The following is a 17,380-nucleotide window of genomic DNA, read 5'->3' as shown; positions in this document are numbered from 1 at the left end:
ATGAACAGCTCTGAAAGCCCAAGCATGTCAAATGATCCCGTGCTGCAGCTGGAGGGCATCGAGCACCAGTATGGAACCGGCGATGCGGCGGTGCGTGCACTCCGGGGCCTGGATCTGACGGTGAAACCGGGTGAGGTAGTGCTGGTCGTCGGCCCATCGGGTGGTGGCAAGACCACTGCGCTCTTGGTCATGGGGCTACTACTGACCCCGCGGTCGGGGACAGTCAGGATCGGTGGCCAGGACGTCGGCGAACTCGATGAGCGGGAACGTGCGCGTCTTCGACTGCGATATCTCGGGTTTCTGTTCCAGGAGTACAACCTGCTTAATGCGTTGACGAGTGCGGAGAATGTGGCGCTGCCGTTGCGCTATGCCGGGGTCGGGAAGGACGCCGCCATGTCGCGGGCTCGGGAGCTGCTGGCCGAGCTCGGATTGGCGCATCGGACCAATCATCGTCCGTCGGCGCTCTCGGGTGGAGAGAAACAACGAGTCGCCGCGGCGCGTGCATTGGTGGCGCGCCCCGGTCTGGTCCTCGCCGACGAGCCGACGGCGAACCTGGATTCGGCCACCGGTAAGAAGGTGGCCGAGCAGCTCGCGGACGCGGCGAGAACTCAAGGGGCAGCGGTGGTGATCGTGACCCACGATCTGCGTCTCACGGATATCGCCGATCGGGTGCTGCATCTCGAAGACGGCGTGCTGCTGGAGAAGGAGAACCAATGACCGAAATCGCAGTGCTTCCCAGTGATATGGACGTTATCGATGCGCTCCGGGACTCCCTGACCAAGCTGCTGCCTCCGGAGGATCTGGCGCTTGTCGATCTAGATGCCGTCGATGCCAACACGCCACTGCTCAGCCTCCCCATCGACTCCGTGGTGTTGATGGCGCTGATGAACGACCTAGAAGACAGATTCACGGCGTTCATTCCGGAAGAGGAAGCGTTCGCGTTCACGGTGGTGGGTGATATCGGAACGTTCATCCGGCAGCGACTCCGTGATAAGGCGATACGCCGCGAACAGGCATGAGCGCTCACTCGATTCGTCAGCATGTGAAGGCGAATGCTCCGGCCATGGTGTCCGGTGCGATCGACTACGTCACCTTGTTGCGATCCGATCTGGAGCAGATCGACTTCTATGACTCGCGTACCCACCTGTACACGCTGGCGGGAGTGAATCTGGTTCGTACCATCCGGATTCGCGCGGCGGCATTGCGAGCTCGAGGCCTTGGGCGCGGCGATCGGGTGGCGATGATCGCCGCGAGCGACGAGGAGTACCTCACTACATTGCTAGCTGTGCTGCTGTTGGGCGCGGTACCGTGCGCAATTGCACCGCCGCCGACCCCCTCGCGACCGGAATCCGCGGGCGTGGCACACCTACGTGCGGCGCTGGGAGTGCTGAGCCCGGCAATGGTCATCACGCAACCGCGGGTGGCGGTGGCCATCGCGCACCCGGTCGTCGTGACGTATGACGAGCTGGCCGACTCCGATCCGATGGATTGGTCGCTGGGCTCGTACCCCGACCCCGGCGACATCCACCACATCCAGCTCACCTCCGGCTCTACGTCGGCGCCGAAGGCGGTGCTGTTGACTCACGGCAATGTGGTGCACAATTCCAGCGCAATCGCGTACGGGACAAGGGTATTACGGGGTCGGGCTCGGGTGTTCAGTTGGCTGCCGCTGTACCACGATATGGGTTTCATCCAGGTGCTGGCCGCGCTTCTCTACGGCCTGCGGGTCGGGGTGATGACCCCGATGGGGTTCCTACGAGATCCGCTGTCCTGGATACGACATATGACCCATCACGGGTCGACCCACACCGCGGGCCCACCATTCGCATATCGGGCCGTCTCTGACGCGATCACGCGCGGTGGCGCGCCGGCCGATATCGACTTGTCTGGTCTTCGTCACGCCTACGTCGGCGCCGAACCCATTCCGTACACGGTGTTGCGTGACGCCACCGAACGGCTGGCGCTGCTGGGGATGCGGACAGATGTACTGGTCCCGTGTTACGGGATGGCCGAGACGGTGCTCGCGACAACCGTTGCACTGCAGCCGTGTTCATCGGATCCGTCATCCTTCGGCAGGGTGCGCGCCTGGAGGCACCCGGATGACGATCAGCCCGCCGTGTCGTGCGGGCAGGTCGTCGATGGCCTGCAGTTGCGGATCAGTGCGCCCGATGGCAAGCCGTTGTCCGACGGTGCCGTGGGCGATATTCAGGTGAGTGGGCCGTCGGTGATGCTGGGCTACTTGACCCCGGAGGGAGGGGTCGCCGCCCCCGAGGACGGATGGCACGACACCGGGGACCGAGGGTTTCTCACCGATGGTGAACTGTTTGTAGTGGGCCGCCGCAAGGAGATGCTCATCGTGCGTGGGCGCAATTTCCCGCCATACGACGTCGAACGGGAGATCGACCGGATATCCGGCGCCGGAGGGGTTTCCGTTGTCTTCTCGCTGCTCGACGAACAGCGGGCTCGCGAGTCGTTGATCGCTGTCGTCGGAACCAGGGTGGCGGCGGATGAGTATGAGGAGCTTCGCACGCGGATAACCAGTGGCGTCCGTGCGGCCTTCGGGTTCTCCCTTGACGAGGTCGTGGTGGTGCCGGCCCGAACGATTCCGCTGACCACAAGCGGGAAACGTCAGCGGCTCAAGGTGCGCGAGCAGTATCGGGCCGGGCTCCTCGTTCCCGTGGGGGGTTGACGTGCGGCACATGTGGGATGCGGTGGTGATTGGCGCTGGGCAGGCGGGGCTCGCCGCTGCAACAGCACTGACGGACAGGGGATTACGTCCGATCGTCCTGGAGTCGGGTTCCGAATCCGGTGGTGCGTGGAAGCACTACTACGACAGTCTGACGTTGTTCAGCCCGGCCCGATACTCCGGCGTGGTGGGCAGGCCCTTCCCCGGTGACCCCGATCGCTACCCGCGGCGTGATGAGGTAATTGGATATCTGAGCGACTACGCGGCGCGGCTCGACGTAGAGGTGCGGTCGTATTCCCGAGTGACACGAGTCGGCAGGGAGGCGGCCGAATACACGGTGACCGCCGACGGCGGCGACGCGTTCGTCGCGCCGATCGTTATCTCGGCGACGGGCACCCACGGAAATCCCTACACGCCGGTTATTTCCGGGGCAGAGACCTACCGCGGTCGTCTGCTGCATGCCGGGCAGTACCGCGATGCAGCATCGTTCGCCGGTGAGCGGGTGGTGGTGGTTGGGGCGGGAAACTCGGCCGTGCAGATCGCGGTGGAACTCGCGGATACGGCGACGGTCACGCTCGCTACGCGTGGACGTCTGCGTCTCGTACCTCAACGCCCGTTCGGGCTAGACATGCATTTCTGGTACACACGAACGGGTCTCGATACCGCCCCGGTGGGGTCTTGGCTGCCGCGTCGACCGACCGCCCCAGTGTTCGACGACGGTCGCTACCGTGCGGCATTCAACGCGGGTCGTCCCGATTGCCGAAAGATGTTCACGCGCCTGCTTGGCGATGGGGTGGTGTGGGCCGACGGCAGCACCGAATCTGTGGATGCGATCGTGTGGGCGACGGGATACCGCCCGAACGTCGACTACCTTGTTGGCCTTGGCGCGCTGGATGCGTCAGGTGTTCCGCGGCACCGCAATGGTGTGTCGACGACTCATCAAGGGTTGGGTTACGTCGGACTGGAATGGCAACGGTCGTTGTCGTCGGCGACGCTGCGTGGGGTCGGCAGAGACGCCGCATTTGTCATCGATCATCTTCTACGGCAACGGGATACCGCTCATAGCGTTCGGTCTAGTCCAAATAACGCTGCGCCATTGCGGTAGAGGACACCGCGCACCCAGTCGTCGTCGACACCGGGGATGTCCCACAGCGCGGTGATCGCCTCGGCGTACCCGTAGGGGATGTTCGGGAAGTCGCTGCCGAAGAGGATCTTGTGGCCGAGGTCCCTAAGCCGCGGGAAGTCGGATTCCGGAAACGGTGCCTTCTCGTTGGAGAACGTGGTGAAGGCCATCGTGGTGTCGAGACGCACCTCGTCGTACTGCGCGCAGATGTCGAGGAAATCTGCGTACTCGGGCATGCCCATATGCGCGATGATCAGGCGTAGTCGCGGAAACTTTTTCAGCAGCGCCCGGATTGGCTCAGGTCCGGTGAATTCGCCCGGCGCCGGACCGGAGCCGCAATGGATCACCACGGGAAGTCCGGCGTCCTCGATGGGACCCCATACCGGAGCGAGTAGTGGATCGGTGGGGGAGAAGGCCCCGACCTGAATGTGGACCTTGAAGATGCCCGCGCCCGCCTCGATCGCCTCGCGCACGTAGTCGACGGCATTGGGTTCGGGAAAGAAGGTGGCGGTGTGAATGCAGTCCGGAGTCTGGGCCGCGAACTGGGCGGCCCACTGGTTCAGCCAGGCTGCCATCTGCGGTTTGTGGGCATAGATCAATGAGGTGAAGCGGAGCACCCCAAACTGCCGCAGCGTCGTGACCCGCTCGGACTCCTCGGCGCGATACGTGATCGGCCAGGACCGACCGACCAGCGGCCCCACCGAGTCGAAATAGGCCCACACCTTGTCCATGACGGGTTTGGGCATGAAGTGGGTGTGCACGTCCACAATCCCCGGGACGCCTAGCTCCTGCCAGATCTGTCTGACGGGCGCTGGGTCGAAAGCTGATTCGGGCATACGCCTATCTATATCAATCGATCCGGGGGAAGCAGCCATGGCCTAATACCCCCGAGGGGTACTTGCCAAGGGTGCTGACCGCTGCTACGTTCAACTTGTCAGATACCCCTAGGGGGTATAGAAAGGAATGGACGAATGTCGACAACGGAAACGTACGACTGGAACCTCAAGGGCGACTGGTTCGATGTGTGCAGCTGCAAGCTGCCCTGCCCGTGCAGCTTCGCGCAGGAACCCACACACGGAGACTGCCTGTTCACCTTGGTGTGGCATATCAGCGAAGGCCATTGGGGCGATGTCGATTTGAGCGGCCTGGGCGTGGTGGCTCAAGGCGAGTTCAAGGGGAACATGTGGATCGGTGATCCGGACGCGACCATGAAGCTGATGTTCTACATCGACGAGGCCGCTGATGCCCGCCAGCGCATCGCGCTCGAACGCATCTTCACCGGTAAAGAGGGCGGCTGGCCCGCCGAGTTCGCAAGCCTCATCGAGGAGCTGCGCGGTATCGAATACGTGCCGATCAACTTCAGTAAGGCCGATGATCTCGCGAGTTGGAGCGCGCAGATCCCCGGCAAGGTGGATCTGCACGTTGAGGCCTTGACCGGTCCGACCGCCGACCCCAGCCGCCGCGTGACTACCGCGAACGCGCCCGGGGCTGAAGTCGGGCCAGGCCAGATCGCGACGTGGGGAGTGGTCAAGAAGGATCATTCCGTGGGATTCGAATGGTCGCACGAGCATCGCGGCGATTCGAGTAAGCACTTCCCGTTCGACTGGCGTCCCGACGGCAAGGTTGAGGCTGTGTCGGAGGAATTGGCGTCGGCTCAGCAGGGCGGATGCTGCTGCTCGAACTGAGCGAAGTCGGACCGCGCCCGGGAATGAACCCGGGTGTGGTCCGACTTCGATAGTTAGGTGAACATCGACCTGACAGGCAAGACGGCGTTGGTTACCGGATCTACGCAGGGCATCGGACTGGAGATCGTGAGGCAGCTCGCCGCCAGTGGTGCGCGGGCCGTGGTCAATGGACGGTCCCAGGAACGTGTCGACGCGGCAATCGCCGACCTGGGGCATGACAGCGGCAATGGCACAGTGATCGGCGTAGCCGCCGACGTGACCACGGCGGTCGGTGTGGAGGTGCTGCGCGCGCAGCTCCCCGAGATTGACATCCTGGTCAACAACCTGGGCATCTTCGGCACCACCCCGGCGCGCGAGATCACCGATGAACAGTGGCGGACCTACTTCGAGGTGAACGTGATCTCCGCCGCGCGCCTTATCCGCTCCTACCTACCCGGAATGATCGATCGCGGATGGGGCCGCATCATCCAGATCGCCAGCGACTCCGCAATTGTCATCCCGCAGGAGATGATCCACTACGGCGTCTCCAAGACTGCGTTGTTGGGGTTGACTCGCGGATTCGCGAAGGACGCGGCGGGTTCGGGAGTCACCGTGAATTCGGTCATCGCCGGACCCACGCACACTGCGGGTGTGGAGGACTTCGTCTATGAGCTCGTCGACAAGTCGCTGCCCTGGGATGAGGCGCAGCGGGAGTTCATGACGAAGCACCGGCCGCAGTCGCTGTTGCAGCGCCTGATCGAGCCGCGGGAGATCGCCAATCTGGTCGCATACCTCAGTTCCCCCTTGGCCTCTGCCACTACTGGCGCGGCGGTTCGCGCCGATGGCGGATACGTGGATTCGATCCTGCCTTAGTGGCCGGTGGGCCTTGCGGAGAGCTGTTCGTCGATATCCAGGACGGTGACGAGGGTGCGTACCCACCATCGACGTTGTTGTCGGTGGTGGGTTGCATCTGGTTCGGGGATGCCCGCGCTGCGGCGAAATGCCGCCCCGTAAGCAGATTCGGTGGCAAGCGCCTGATGTAAGGCGGCGACGGCAAGACGGGTATCGGTGCGCGAAGGTCGGCGACCGTGGGATGGCTTCCGGGCTGCGTGGAGGGTGTCTACGACGGGGTCGAGAAGACCGGCGCCGCCATCGCGCCACCCCGCGGCGTGAAGGGCGATCGCCAACTCGCCGTAACCGTCTTCGTAGACATCGGCGATGGAGTCCACGAGCTCGGACACCTGTGCTCCACGGCTGACCCAGTCGTGGGTGGCGTGCTCGATCGCGGCGCGGATCCGGCTACCGCCGTGCTGCAGCAGTGCCACGAGCAGACCGTCGCGGCTCTTGAAGTGGTGGGTGATACCCGCGTCTGTCATGCCGATTCGGGTGGCGACGGCGCGTACCTCGACCGCATGCGGACCACCCTCGACCAGTAACTCCTCGGCAGCTTTGAGTATCAATGACTTTGCCTCATCTGGACGTCGGCGCGTTCGAGGCTGGCTCACACTGAAAGTCTACCTTGACTGCTCAATGCAACAGGACTATACCTTGACATTGCAAGGTATAGCGCATCGAAAAGGAGGCCAGTGATGCTGACGTTCGAGGAGAAACTGCCCGGTGTCGACAACGACATCTCGTTGGTGCCGCTCTTTAGAGGCGTGTGGCGGGTGGCTCCGTACGTGATCCTGCCCAACACCCCGGCCGGCACACGCGTTGTCATCGAAATCCCGGAAGGCAGGATGGAGGGGCGTGGGATCAGCGCGCAGACCCTGGGTGGCGCGAATGCTGACTGGTTCGTTATCGGGCCGGACGGAACCGGCACGGCAGATTATCGGGGAACCATGCAGACCGCCGACGGGGCGGCGATCTACGTCCACGGCCACGGTCGCTGTGACATGGCAGCAGGCTTTGCGGCCGGAGCGGTCTTGCGAGGGCACGCACATTTCGAGACCGGCAGCGACCAGTACCGCTGGTTGAACAAGATTCACGCGGTGTTCCGCGGTGTCGTCATTGGTGACGGCTCGGCGGGCGACGGTATCTACTACGACGAATACTTCGAAGTGCGCTGATGTCGGTTCGGCTCAACGGGCCCCGTCCCGGCCACAAGAAAAGGGCCACTTCCGTAGGCTGATTCGGAAGTGGCCCTTGTCCTTTCGGCGGGCTTAGTTAATGCCGCCGATGTACTGGCCGCTGGGGGGCGAGGTGTAGCGCATCTGCGGTCCGGAGTTGTTCATCGAGTATTGGCCGGTGCCCAGCCGGGCGTGGTCCCGGTTGTTGCCCCCGGGGCCGTCATTGCTGGCGCCTGCGACTGCGGAGACAGGTGCGGCGGCTAGCTCGATGGCGGCGTAGGTGGGCACCAGGATTGCGAGACCGATACCAGCGGCGGCGACAGCGCGACGGAGGTTGGTGGAGATTGCCTGCGAGGCGGCGGTAATACTGGTCATTTCGTCTGCGCTCCAATACTTTTGAACATCTTCTTGCGATGCTTCTGATAACGTGAGCGCGATCCGTTGCCATCCTGAACGGCCTGTGATAAGTCAGTCAGCCCGGCCCGGAATAATCGCGGAGACGGGGCTGTTCGATAAAGTAGGACAACCGAATACGCCAAACGCGGACTCCCACGGCCTTATGACCGGGTTGAGTCCGCGTTCGCGTATTCGGTTGGATTCAGTTGTGGGTGGGGCAGGAGATGTCGACGTACACCGTCGAGAAGGCGGTGGCGCCACGCAGGCCCTCGATACCCGTCACCACACATTGGGAAAGCGGCGCGTCGGCGATGCCATTCAGCTGGACTGTGTAGCCCTGCGCCTGCAGCCGGTCGACGGTGTCGGAGGCGGAGGATCCGCTACCCCCGGCTGCGGAGGCCTGCGCGGTGAAGGCGAACGAGGCCACGGCCATCGCTGCGAGCGCGGCCAGCGCCACCAGGAACGAAACTGCCGACCGGACGGCCGATTGTACGAATGGGGCGATGCGGGTGTTCATGGCAGTTTCCTTAGTGTCAAGAGAAGGTCATCAAAAGTTCTAATGCTTAGAAGAACCCCAAACCATTAGGAGGTATTTCCTCTGCACTGTTAGATAGGCCACATGGTTACAAGTGGCTTTATCCATTAGGCGAGATATGGTCGAAGCGTGGATACAAGCACGTCGAGCACGATCGCCGCCATCCTGGGGGAACCACTTCCCGTGGAGCTGATGAACACCGTTCGCGGTGGTCGCGGGGAGGTGCGGGACGCCCTGGATGGTGATGTCGCGGTGCACGCGTGGCTCAACGCGATGGCGGAACGCATCCTCGCCGAATCGGGTGCGCAGACCATCAGGTTCCCGTTGGAGGATGCGCGGATCGTTGCCGGTGACCTGCGGGCGCTGCGTGACGCGCTACGGTGCCTGGCGTCCGAAGTCACCGAGGATCCGCGACCCCCGACATCCGGTATTGCACATGCCCAGGCCGTCGCCACCATCAATACGCTCGCGCGCATCCGGGCCGAGCTGGTGTGGCCCGTGGACGGGGAGCCGACGAGAACCGTGACGGCGCGCGGATCGCAGGCACGGTTGACCGTGGGGCTAATCGCTCGTCAGGCGGTCGATTTCTTTGGTGGTCAGGGACGTCATCAGCTGCGCGCGTGCCTTGCTTCGCACTGCGTCTTGTACTTCGTCAAGGAGCACCCCCGGCGGGAATGGTGCACCCCGAAATGCGGTAACCGAGCCCGGGTCAAGCGGCACTATGACCGCCAAAGTCCGGCGGGTTCCTAGCGTTCAGCCGTTATCGGCGACCGCGCGCCGTCTATCCAGGTACACCTTGGCGGCCGTCGCGACGGCGGGGAGGGTCGACAAGATGGCGATCACCAGGATGATGATGTCCAGGTGCTCCCCGACGAACGCGATATTGCCCAGGAAATAGCCGACCGTCGTCAGGCCGATGCCCCATGCGGCGCTGCCAATAGCGTTGTACAGCAAAAATATTGGATAGCGCATGCCGGACATGCCGGCGATCACCGGGGTGAAGGTGCGAACCACACCGATGAACTGTGCGACGAGAAGCGTCTTGGGTCCGTGTTTGTCGAAGAACTCGCGAGAAGCCGTCAAATACCGCTGTTTGAAGAAGCGCGCATCTTCCTTCTTGAACAATGCCGGGCCCAGTCGACGTCCGATGAAGTAACCGCATTGACTGCCCAGCAGGGCGGCCACGGCGGCGCAGGGCGCCAGCACCTGGATCGAAATCGGGGAATTCGGCTGAGCGGCAATCAGTCCAGCGGAAAACAACAGGGTGTCACCGGGCAGGAAGGGGAAGAGTAGCCCGGTTTCGATGAAGACGATGATCATAACCCCGGCCAGGACGGCGCCCCCGAACAGCCCGCCTTCGCCAAGCCAGTACATCGGATCCATGACGTCCGCCGGCGCCAGACCCATGTCCATGGCTGGAAGCTAGCCACGGAACATTGCTGGACAGGAAACAACACGAGAACCCCGTCTGGCGCACTCGCGCTTGGCGGGCAATCCCGTATGACGGGTACGCGGCAACCGGGTGAACAATCTCGACGTGACCTCGTCCATTGGGGCGATACGGAGATCCTCCGAATACCGTGACGATCCAGAGATACTCGGAATATCGTGACGATCACAGGAGCATCGCTCAAGGGAGCTAGATATGGTCCGGACCACATTCAGTGTCGCGACGTTCAATATGTACAACCTGCAGGACGCAAAGGCCAAGCTGTACGCGACGACCAAGCCGTGGACGCCCGAGGAGTTCAAGCGCAAGACCGAGTGGGCGGCATGGCAATTGGGGACGGTTGGCGCCGACGTGATCGGGATGCAGGAGGTGTGGAGTAAGAGCGCTCTGGAGGCCGTCCTCGCGGTGGATCCGAAGGGACTGGCCGACGAGTACGACGTGCTGGCCACCCCGGCCGTCGGAACCTCGATCACCTGTGCGGCCCTGGTGCGCAAGGGCCTGCTCATCGGAAAACCCAAGTGGATCAACGACTTCCCGAAGGCCGTGCGGCTTGAGTCCAGGGATGATCCCGCTGATCCGCAGGCGCCCGTCATCGACGTCTCGATCACGAGCTTTTCGCGGCCCGTGTTGAACTTTCAGGTCCAGCTACGTGACGACGAGCCGGCCACGGAAGTCTTTGTGGTGCACCTTAAATCCAAGCTTCCCACGCAGATCAGTAGGGAATCCTGGTATAAGAATTCCTCGGCGACGTATCGGCCACATCAGCAGGCACTGGGTGACGGGATCTCGACCATCCGCCGAACCGCTGAGGCGGTGGCCGTGCGGATCCTCCTCAACGGGGTCATGCGAGATACGGAGACTCCGGTCATCGTGCTCGGCGATATGAACGACGGCAAGGAGAGCAACACCGCGAACATCCTTACTGCGCAGCCGCGCTACCTTGTCGGAGATTCGCAGGGCGGCAGCGACTTTGGACTCTATTCAGCCCAGACGCTGCAAGAGTACCGGGACACGCGCGACGTGTACTACACCCACGTGCATCAAGATCTGCGGGAATCTCTCGACCATGTGCTGGTTAGCGAGCAGTTCTACGACCACAGCCGTAAGCGGGTGTGGCTCTTTGATGGGCTGCTGATCAACAACGATCACCTCAACTTCGAGAATCACCGGGAGACCGGTACTGGGGACCACGGCATCGTCAGGGTGAGCTTCAAACATGACCCGGCGAAATGACCTTTTAGGACACGCTCAGCACTCGCCGATCGCGGAGTGGACTCTCCAGTGGCACGACCAGACTGCCCTGTAGGGCGATCATGATGCACATCTTGTCGACGGCTTCTGGCGGCGTGCCACCGCGCAGTGCGATCTCCACCGCGTCATCGGTCTCGTGAACGGTCGCGTGCACACCATGGCATTGCGGAGTACCGCTGGTGAAGTGCACGATCACCGCATTGCCGTCTGGGGAACGACTCCAGATGTCGAATGGCACCGGACGGCTGTCGACGATACGTGGGTCGTCCTCGAAAACCGTTGCCCCGTCCATCGGGGGATTCTCGGACGGGGTTGAGGTTGCGGTGGCGCCGGGGGTATCGGCTGCCGCGGTGGGTGTGTCGAGCCCGCGGTCGCCGCAACCCGCAAGCAGAACAAGGGACAAGACCGTCATCGCCACCGCACGCATGCTCTCAAGGTAGGCGCACGCCAGGCTATTTTGCGATCGGCAGCGACAACAGCGCGCGTACCTCCTCGTCGGAGACCTGGTGAAAGTCCTGGTAGGCATCGCCCACCGCGAGGAATCGGGTGGGAGAGGACGCAACGACGAAATCGTCGACAAGGGAATCGAATCGACCAAACGCCGACCGTGGCGCGACGGGAACAGCCGCTATCACCCGTGCGGGCGCCCTCTTTCTGATCGCCAGTAGCGCCACGCGCATCGTCGCACCGGTGGCAATCCCGTCGTCGACCAGAATGACTGTCTTACCTTCGATTTCGGTGCGGCAGTGATTCCGATAGGCATGCTCACGACGGGCGAGCTCGAGGCGCTCGTGGGTGGCCACGTCTTCGAGTTGTTCGGGGGTGATTCCCATCATGCGCACGATGTTCTCGTCGATAACCACTTGGCCCCCGCTGGCGATGGCGCCCATCGCGTACTCCTCGTGTCCGGGGACCCCGAGCTTGCGCACGACTAGCGCCTCAAGGGGGGCTCTCAAGGCTGTCGCGATCTCCCGCCCCACCGGTATTCCTCCACGCGGTAACGCGAGGACCACCACATCCTGCATCGTGTAGGGCGCAAGGATGCTCGCCAGTACGCGGCCGGCGTCCTGGCGATCACTGAACATCCGATATATGCGTGACATGGGACCGTCTCGGAGTGCTTCTCCGAATGCCTCCATCTTCCAACCGGGATGGCGTGCTGACAACAGCTGCGTCCTGGACGGCCTCGAACAGTGTGGCGCGGACGGTAGACACCGAATGAGGAAGCCACACGGCCTGAACGGGAACCAATGGGGGATCGACGATCTCGACTACCCGTACGTTGCCGTGGTAAACGTCCCCCGGGTCGTCGGTGACGAACGCGCAATGGTCTGGGTGTGCGAGCACCGCGGTGTACGGAGGTGTGCCCTGCACCGGATTGACCAGCAGTCGTGGTTCGAAACCACTTCGCCGGCAATGTGAAACCAACAGGTCCGTGTAGAACGAATGGCGGGGTGGGGCCCACACCACTATGGGAAACTCGGCGATTTCGGTGATGTCGATGCGATCACGGGTCGCGAGGCTGTGGGACTGCACCACGGCGATACGGAGCGGCTGATAGAGGAGAGTGTCGGTGGCCAAATCGGCGGGCATATCGACCCCGCGGCGGAGCGCCAGGTCGAGCGAGCCATCGAGCAGGCCGTCGTGCATGGCATCGGGAAAGACCTGCCGAACGGTGATTGACATCGATGGGTCGGCGATGACAGCGGGTTCGACAAGGCGATAGACCTCGTCACTCGATATTGCCGGGGAGTGGGCGATGACAAACGCGGGTTGTGGATGTGTCGCATTCCGCGTTGCGTTGGCCAACACTCGGATTCCCGCGAGCAGCGGCTTGGCACCGGTGTACAGCTCGCGGCCTGATTCGGTCAGTTGCAGGCTGCGCTGTGCCCGAGAGAACAGCGCCACACCGAGGTCGCGTTCGAGCTGGCGGATCGCGGAGGAAAGCGCCTGCTGCGTGATGAAGAGCTCGCTGGCCGCAGCGGCGAGTGTGGGTGCCTCCGCGGCCACCACGAACTGAAACAATCGCCGGGAATCCAGTAAGTCAGCTAGCGAACTGCTCTCTCTCGCCTCGTTCATCTGCAAATACAACTCCTATTTGTGTGTATACAAGAATTATATGGTTTTTCCTTGTGTTATCTAAACCTACGATTTCGAGGAGAGACATGGGTAACCATGGAGCCCACTCGTGAGGGCGAGTCCACGGATGTGAAAAGGGAGATAATCGAGTGACGAATCATTCACTAAATGGTAAGACAGTACTCATCGCTGGTGGTGGCAAGAATCTGGGCGGACTCATTGCGCGGGATCTCGCCGAGCACGGGGTCGGCGCCGTAGCCGTGCACTACAACAGCCCCTCAAGCAAGGAAGCTGCCGACGAGACGGTGGCCGCGGTGGAGGCGGCCGGCGCTAAGGCGGTTGCATTCCAGGGCGACCTGACTACGGGAGCAGCGGTAAGCAAACTGTTCGCAGATACGGTCGAAGCAGTGGGGCGGCCCGATATCGCGATCAACACCGTCGGCAAGGTCATCAAGAAGCCGTTCGCCGAGATCACCGAGGAGGAGTACGACTCGGCCAGCGCGGTGAACTCCAAGTCCGCGTTCCTGTTCCTCAAGGAGGCGGGTAAGCATGTCAACGACAACGGCAAGATCGTGACGCTGGTGACCTCGCTGCTGGGCGCGTACACCCCCTTCTATGCGGCGTACGCCGGTACGAAGGCCCCGGTAGAGCACTTCACCCGCGCTGCATCAAAGGAGTACGGCGAGCGCGGCATCTCGGTGACCGCGGTGGGTCCGGGTCCCATGGATACGCCGTTTTTCTACCCGGCCGAAGGTGAGGAGGCGGTCGCGTACCACAAGACCGCGGCCGCACTTTCGCCATTCTCCAAGACCGGTCTCACCGATATCGAGGACATCACCCCGTTCATCCGATTCCTCGTCAGCGACGGCTGGTGGATCACCGGACAGACCATCCTGATCAACGGCGGCTACACCACGAAGTAGTCACTGTTGCGGTAGCGGCCTCGTCTGGGACGTCGGGGTCGCCGCTGGCCGCCGTACGCGCTTGGTGAGTAGGACGCTCGCCAAGGCGACGGCGGCCAGTTCCGTCACCACGCTGATGACCGCATACGGCGCCGGATCCCAACCACGTTCGGAAAACCCGAACAAACCGACAGTGCGGGATAACGCGAACGACACCAGCGCACCGGCTGAACCCAGCGCGGCGAGTGCCACTATCCACTCGGGTGCGCCGACCGCGATCAGCACGGCCAACGCGATGAAGACACTGGCCTGAATCAGGAAGCCGGGTCCGACTGTCGGAATGTTTTGGTAACCATGCATGTACAGGTAGGCGTGGACATACCCACTGACGGCCAGCGTCGCGGACAGTCCGAGGCGAAGCACGATGTTCATAGCAGCTTGTCCTCCTTGATGGCGAGCGCCTGACTGCCCTTCAGGTAGCTGACCTCGCGAATGCCGAGGATGTCGTGCAGCTGGCCGGCTGGCAGCGTCATCGGTTTCGGAGCGGGACCATCACCCGGTTTGGGTAAGGGATACGCCGTCGTCGTACCGCTGTGGAAGGTGATGTTCCCTTCGGTTTTGGTGAACAGCTGGTGCACATGACCGTTGAGGCATGTCACCGACGCAAACCGCTTCAGGTAGCTCAGGGCCTGCGCGGAATCATCGGTACCCCAACCCCATTCGGGATACATGGCGAACAGCGGGATATGGCTGAACACGATGATCGGGGTGTCCGAAGAAAGGGGCGCAACGTCCTTTTCGACGAACTCGAGCTGATCGTTTCCCAAGTGTCCGAGCTTCTTCAAATTGAGCGTGTTCACCAGCCCGATCACATGGACACCGGCGATATCGAAGCTGTACCACCCGTCGCCGCGGGTGCCACCGCCGAAGACACTGCGGTACTTCTGTCCGGCATCGTCGACCGAATCGTGTTCCCCCGGAACAGTGAACACGTGCGGGGTGCCGAGCCCCGACATCATCTGCTTGACCTGATCGAACTGCTCATCGGTGGCCAGATGCGTGAGATCGCCCGTGTGGATGACGAAATCCGGGGTGTAGCCCAGGTTGTTGATCTGATTGATCGCGTGACCGAAGGAATCGACGACATTGGGGTTGGCGGTGCCGTTGAACCCGATATGACTGTCGCTGATCTGCGCGAAGCGCAATGTGGGGCGGGTGCTCGTGTTCACGGCGGCCGATCCTGCGACATGCGAGATCACTTCTCCGCCAGCCACGGTCAACGCAACCGCGGCGCCGAACCAGGCGGTGTGGCGGACCAGCTGCCGCCGCGTCATATCTTGTCGGCCGTGTTGCTCGGTCATTGCACTACCACCGTTGCCTTCATGAACGGGTGGATTCCGCACACGTACGGGTACGTGCCCGGCCGGGCGAACTGGTAGGAGAACGTGCCCTGAGCGTCCATTCCGGGTGATCGGAACGTGCCGTCCTCGGCCACCACGTTGTGCGGCTCTTCGTCCTTGTTTGTCCAGGTGACGGTCGTACCGGCGGGCACTGTCAGCGTCGTGGGATTGAATGCGAAATTCTCGATGTTGACCGCGGGCCCGGCGGGAGCGGGTGCCATCGGGGTGCTGCCGTGTGGTGCCATGCTGCCGGATATCGCAGGCATGCTGTGCCCGGACATTCCAGGAGTGCCGTTGGCATCGGAAGCCACCGTGATCGACAGCGGCGCATCGGATGGCGCGCTGCCACCACCGGAACATGCCGCCAGTGGGATCGCGGCTACCGCGACCAACGCGGCGCAGCGCGATCGAGATCTCAAGAAAAGCATGGGAGCCCCTTTTCATGACCGAGTCCGCGGTGAGTCGCGAACCACCGCACAGAGATTAGGGGCGGGGGTTACAGCCGGATCAGACCGGGCGGTCGGGTGCAAACACCTCGATGTGACCGTCGGCCTCGCGTACCTCCAATGTGGGCAGCGGTTTGGGGGCGATGGGCAATTGGTGGGTAATCACTCGCCCGTCGGTGGCGAACGATGTGGTGTGGCAAGGGCATTGCAGCCGGTCGTGCGCCCCGTCGAACCAGAGCTTGCATCCCTGGTGCGTGCAGACGCCCGATACCGCCTCGATCTTGCCGCCCACTCGACGCACGAACCCATTGACGAATCCGAGGTCGAAGGGATGCACCCCGCCGTCGGGGACCGCACTGCTGGCGGCGACGCGCTGCCAACTTCCGGTGTTGGGGACGATCTGGCCCGACGCCTGCTGGGGGTCGGTCTCGGGTTCCGGGGTCATGAGACGGTCGGCGGTGACGGCGACAGCGGCGGCAGCAGCGGCAGCCGAAGTGCCGACGAGGACGGTCCGGCGGGTGGGTGTCTGCCACCGCGTGTGCTCGGAAGACGCTGGAACATTGCCCATCTGATCGGCAAGGCGCCCGTGTAGATCGGCCAGAAAATCCTGGCTGGGAGCATCATCGCCGGGCCGGGTCGCGCGCAACTCGATCGCGGTTCGGATCTGTGCCGCCTCGAAATCGTCGGGGCGGAATGGCTTGGGTCGTCGACCTCGGAGCAGGTCGTCGACATAGCGGCGCAGCCCACGCGGATTCATGACAGGTCCTGTTCGTTGATCTGGGCGGCCAGGCGCAATGCGCGGTGTTGCAGCACCTTGGCATTGGCGACGGTGACACCCATCTTGGCGGCGGACTCCTTGATCGAACAGCTTTGCAGGAACCGGAGTTCCAGAATTCGACGATAGTTGTCCGGCAATGCGTTCAAGACCGCCTTCACGTGTTGCGGTGCGGCGCTGATGGATTCCTCGATGTCCGGCGGTCGGTCGGCGACATCGTCGATCGAGGTGATCTCGCGGCCCAGGGTTTCGCGCCAGTGCGCCGCAAGCACCGTGCGTGCCGCCGCCCGCAGATAGGCCCGCACCTCGGGCTTCGTCGCGGTGAGGCGCAGCGGGCGCAGCGCGGCAAGAAACACCTCGGCCGTCAGATCCTCGGCATCCGGCTTGTTGCCCACCCGCGCGAAGATGGTGCGGTAAACCCAGACGGCATTGTCCTCATACACGGACTGCCAGTCCGCATAGTGGTCGCTTCCATCCGGAACGGCTCGTAAGCCGCGCCGGGCGGTGGGATCACGTTGCGTCATCACCGTCGGTTGTCCCGTCCGAAACGTCCCTCACAAGGCAGGCGGAGATCCGCCCCTAGAGAAGTAGTGCCGGTGGTTAC

Annotated in this window: 23 protein-coding genes; 10 read left to right on the top strand and 13 right to left on the bottom strand. The window is 62.9% G+C overall.

What is annotated here, in order from left to right:
- Genes AB0H22_RS07925 through AB0H22_RS07910 form a run of 4 tightly spaced genes read left to right on the top strand, consistent with a single transcriptional unit; the run spans nucleotide 1 to nucleotide 3,791 of the window.
- The gene (locus AB0H22_RS07925) at nucleotides 1-717 is read left to right on the top strand and encodes an ABC transporter ATP-binding protein (protein WP_358145862.1); all 717 of its coding nucleotides are present in this window, start codon (nucleotides 1-3) and stop codon (nucleotides 715-717) included.
- Complete coding sequence (locus AB0H22_RS07920) at nucleotides 714-1,019, top strand: acyl carrier protein (protein ID WP_180749418.1); 306 nt, start codon at nucleotides 714-716, stop codon at nucleotides 1,017-1,019. The genes AB0H22_RS07925 and AB0H22_RS07920 overlap by 4 nt, the downstream gene beginning before the upstream one ends.
- A gap of 23 nt (nucleotides 1,020-1,042) precedes the next feature.
- Nucleotides 1,043-2,689 carry an AMP-binding protein gene (locus AB0H22_RS07915; protein ID WP_358146158.1) on the top strand — a complete coding sequence of 549 codons (1,647 nt, stop codon included), beginning with the start codon at nucleotides 1,043-1,045 and terminating at the stop codon, nucleotides 2,687-2,689.
- Nucleotides 2,690-2,699: 10 nt separating this feature from the next.
- A complete protein-coding gene (locus AB0H22_RS07910; RefSeq protein WP_358146156.1) occupies nucleotides 2,700-3,791 on the top strand; it encodes an NAD(P)-binding domain-containing protein in 1,092 nt (363 codons plus the stop codon).
- Here AB0H22_RS07910 and AB0H22_RS07905 read toward each other — a convergent pair.
- Nucleotides 3,746-4,645, bottom strand: a complete 900-nt coding sequence (locus AB0H22_RS07905; protein ID WP_358145860.1) for an amidohydrolase family protein — start codon at nucleotides 4,643-4,645, stop codon at nucleotides 3,746-3,748. The two genes, AB0H22_RS07910 and AB0H22_RS07905, sit on opposite strands and share 46 nt — an antisense overlap.
- A 135-nt stretch (nucleotides 4,646-4,780) precedes the next feature.
- Between AB0H22_RS07905 and AB0H22_RS07900 the strand changes: the two genes are divergently transcribed.
- Both AB0H22_RS07900 and AB0H22_RS07895 read left to right on the top strand, forming a co-directional pair.
- On the top strand, nucleotides 4,781-5,494 hold the full coding sequence (locus tag AB0H22_RS07900) for a DUF1326 domain-containing protein (protein ID WP_358145858.1): 714 nt from the start codon (nucleotides 4,781-4,783) through the stop codon (nucleotides 5,492-5,494).
- Nucleotides 5,495-5,551: 57 nt separating this feature from the next.
- Entirely contained in the window at nucleotides 5,552-6,346 is a 795-nt protein-coding gene (locus tag AB0H22_RS07895; protein WP_358145856.1) for an SDR family oxidoreductase, read from the top strand.
- Here AB0H22_RS07895 and AB0H22_RS07890 read toward each other — a convergent pair.
- On the bottom strand, nucleotides 6,343-6,978 hold the full coding sequence (locus AB0H22_RS07890; protein ID WP_358145854.1) for a helix-turn-helix domain-containing protein: 636 nt from the start codon (nucleotides 6,976-6,978) through the stop codon (nucleotides 6,343-6,345). The two genes, AB0H22_RS07895 and AB0H22_RS07890, sit on opposite strands and share 4 nt — an antisense overlap.
- A gap of 84 nt (nucleotides 6,979-7,062) precedes the next feature.
- Between AB0H22_RS07890 and AB0H22_RS07885 the strand changes: the two genes are divergently transcribed.
- Nucleotides 7,063-7,542, top strand: a complete 480-nt coding sequence (locus AB0H22_RS07885) for a DUF3237 domain-containing protein (protein WP_358145852.1) — start codon at nucleotides 7,063-7,065, stop codon at nucleotides 7,540-7,542.
- Nucleotides 7,543-7,635: 93 nt separating this feature from the next.
- Here AB0H22_RS07885 and AB0H22_RS07880 read toward each other — a convergent pair whose 3' ends face one another.
- Together AB0H22_RS07880 and AB0H22_RS07875 are read right to left on the bottom strand one after the other, a co-directional pair.
- On the bottom strand, nucleotides 7,636-7,917 hold the full coding sequence (locus AB0H22_RS07880) for a hypothetical protein (RefSeq protein ID WP_358145850.1): 282 nt from the start codon (nucleotides 7,915-7,917) through the stop codon (nucleotides 7,636-7,638).
- Between the two features lie 223 nt (nucleotides 7,918-8,140).
- Nucleotides 8,141-8,455 (bottom strand): hypothetical protein, encoded by a 315-nt coding sequence (locus tag AB0H22_RS07875; RefSeq protein ID WP_358145848.1) that lies wholly within the window; start codon nucleotides 8,453-8,455, stop codon nucleotides 8,141-8,143.
- A gap of 147 nt (nucleotides 8,456-8,602) precedes the next feature.
- Between AB0H22_RS07875 and AB0H22_RS07870 the strand changes: the two genes are divergently transcribed.
- Nucleotides 8,603-9,223, top strand: coding sequence for a CGNR zinc finger domain-containing protein (locus AB0H22_RS07870; RefSeq protein ID WP_358145846.1), 621 nt, complete (start codon nucleotides 8,603-8,605; stop codon nucleotides 9,221-9,223).
- Between the two features lie 3 nt (nucleotides 9,224-9,226).
- Here AB0H22_RS07870 and AB0H22_RS07865 read toward each other — a convergent pair whose 3' ends face one another.
- Nucleotides 9,227-9,886 carry a DedA family protein gene (locus tag AB0H22_RS07865; RefSeq protein WP_358145844.1) on the bottom strand — a complete coding sequence of 220 codons (660 nt, stop codon included), beginning with the start codon at nucleotides 9,884-9,886 and terminating at the stop codon, nucleotides 9,227-9,229.
- Nucleotides 9,887-10,118: 232 nt separating this feature from the next.
- Between AB0H22_RS07865 and AB0H22_RS07860 the strand changes: the two genes are divergently transcribed.
- On the top strand, nucleotides 10,119-11,156 hold the full coding sequence (locus tag AB0H22_RS07860) for an endonuclease/exonuclease/phosphatase family protein (RefSeq protein ID WP_358145842.1): 1,038 nt from the start codon (nucleotides 10,119-10,121) through the stop codon (nucleotides 11,154-11,156).
- A 4-nt stretch (nucleotides 11,157-11,160) separates the two neighbouring features.
- Here AB0H22_RS07860 and AB0H22_RS07855 read toward each other — a convergent pair whose 3' ends face one another.
- From AB0H22_RS07855 to AB0H22_RS07845, 3 genes are read right to left on the bottom strand one after another with little or no spacing between them, the layout of a single operon-like run.
- A complete protein-coding gene (locus AB0H22_RS07855; RefSeq protein WP_358145840.1) occupies nucleotides 11,161-11,601 on the bottom strand; it encodes a hypothetical protein in 441 nt (146 codons plus the stop codon).
- Nucleotides 11,602-11,626: 25 nt separating this feature from the next.
- Nucleotides 11,627-12,259, bottom strand: coding sequence for a phosphoribosyltransferase (locus tag AB0H22_RS07850; RefSeq protein WP_358145838.1), 633 nt, complete (start codon nucleotides 12,257-12,259; stop codon nucleotides 11,627-11,629).
- Complete coding sequence (locus AB0H22_RS07845) at nucleotides 12,249-13,253, bottom strand: LysR family transcriptional regulator (RefSeq protein ID WP_358145836.1); 1,005 nt, start codon at nucleotides 13,251-13,253, stop codon at nucleotides 12,249-12,251. The genes AB0H22_RS07850 and AB0H22_RS07845 overlap by 11 nt, the downstream gene beginning before the upstream one ends.
- A 149-nt stretch (nucleotides 13,254-13,402) precedes the next feature.
- Between AB0H22_RS07845 and AB0H22_RS07840 the strand changes: the two genes are divergently transcribed.
- Nucleotides 13,403-14,176, top strand: coding sequence for an SDR family oxidoreductase (locus AB0H22_RS07840; RefSeq protein WP_180749405.1), 774 nt, complete (start codon nucleotides 13,403-13,405; stop codon nucleotides 14,174-14,176).
- Here the strand turns inward: AB0H22_RS07840 and AB0H22_RS07835 are convergent, their stop codons facing one another.
- The 5 genes from AB0H22_RS07835 to AB0H22_RS07815 form a co-directional block, all read right to left on the bottom strand.
- Entirely contained in the window at nucleotides 14,177-14,587 is a 411-nt protein-coding gene (locus AB0H22_RS07835) for a hypothetical protein (RefSeq protein WP_358145834.1), read from the bottom strand.
- On the bottom strand, nucleotides 14,584-15,516 hold the full coding sequence (locus AB0H22_RS07830; protein ID WP_180749403.1) for a metallophosphoesterase: 933 nt from the start codon (nucleotides 15,514-15,516) through the stop codon (nucleotides 14,584-14,586). Before AB0H22_RS07830 ends, AB0H22_RS07835 begins: the two co-directional genes overlap by 4 nt.
- The gene (locus AB0H22_RS07825; protein ID WP_358146154.1) at nucleotides 15,513-15,800 is read right to left on the bottom strand and encodes a cupredoxin family copper-binding protein; all 288 of its coding nucleotides are present in this window, start codon (nucleotides 15,798-15,800) and stop codon (nucleotides 15,513-15,515) included. Before AB0H22_RS07825 ends, AB0H22_RS07830 begins: the two co-directional genes overlap by 4 nt.
- A 262-nt stretch (nucleotides 15,801-16,062) precedes the next feature.
- Nucleotides 16,063-16,758, bottom strand: coding sequence for a Rieske (2Fe-2S) protein (locus AB0H22_RS07820; protein ID WP_358145832.1), 696 nt, complete (start codon nucleotides 16,756-16,758; stop codon nucleotides 16,063-16,065).
- Complete coding sequence (locus AB0H22_RS07815; protein ID WP_358145830.1) at nucleotides 16,755-17,300, bottom strand: sigma-70 family RNA polymerase sigma factor; 546 nt, start codon at nucleotides 17,298-17,300, stop codon at nucleotides 16,755-16,757. The genes AB0H22_RS07820 and AB0H22_RS07815 overlap by 4 nt, the downstream gene beginning before the upstream one ends.
- Nucleotides 17,301-17,380 lie beyond the last annotated feature (80 nt).

Origin of the sequence: Mycobacterium sp. NPDC050853, from assembly GCF_040653875.1 — a bacterium.
Lineage (GTDB): Bacteria > Actinomycetota > Actinomycetes > Mycobacteriales > Mycobacteriaceae > Mycobacterium.
This window is presented reverse-complemented; position numbering and strand designations above follow the sequence as displayed.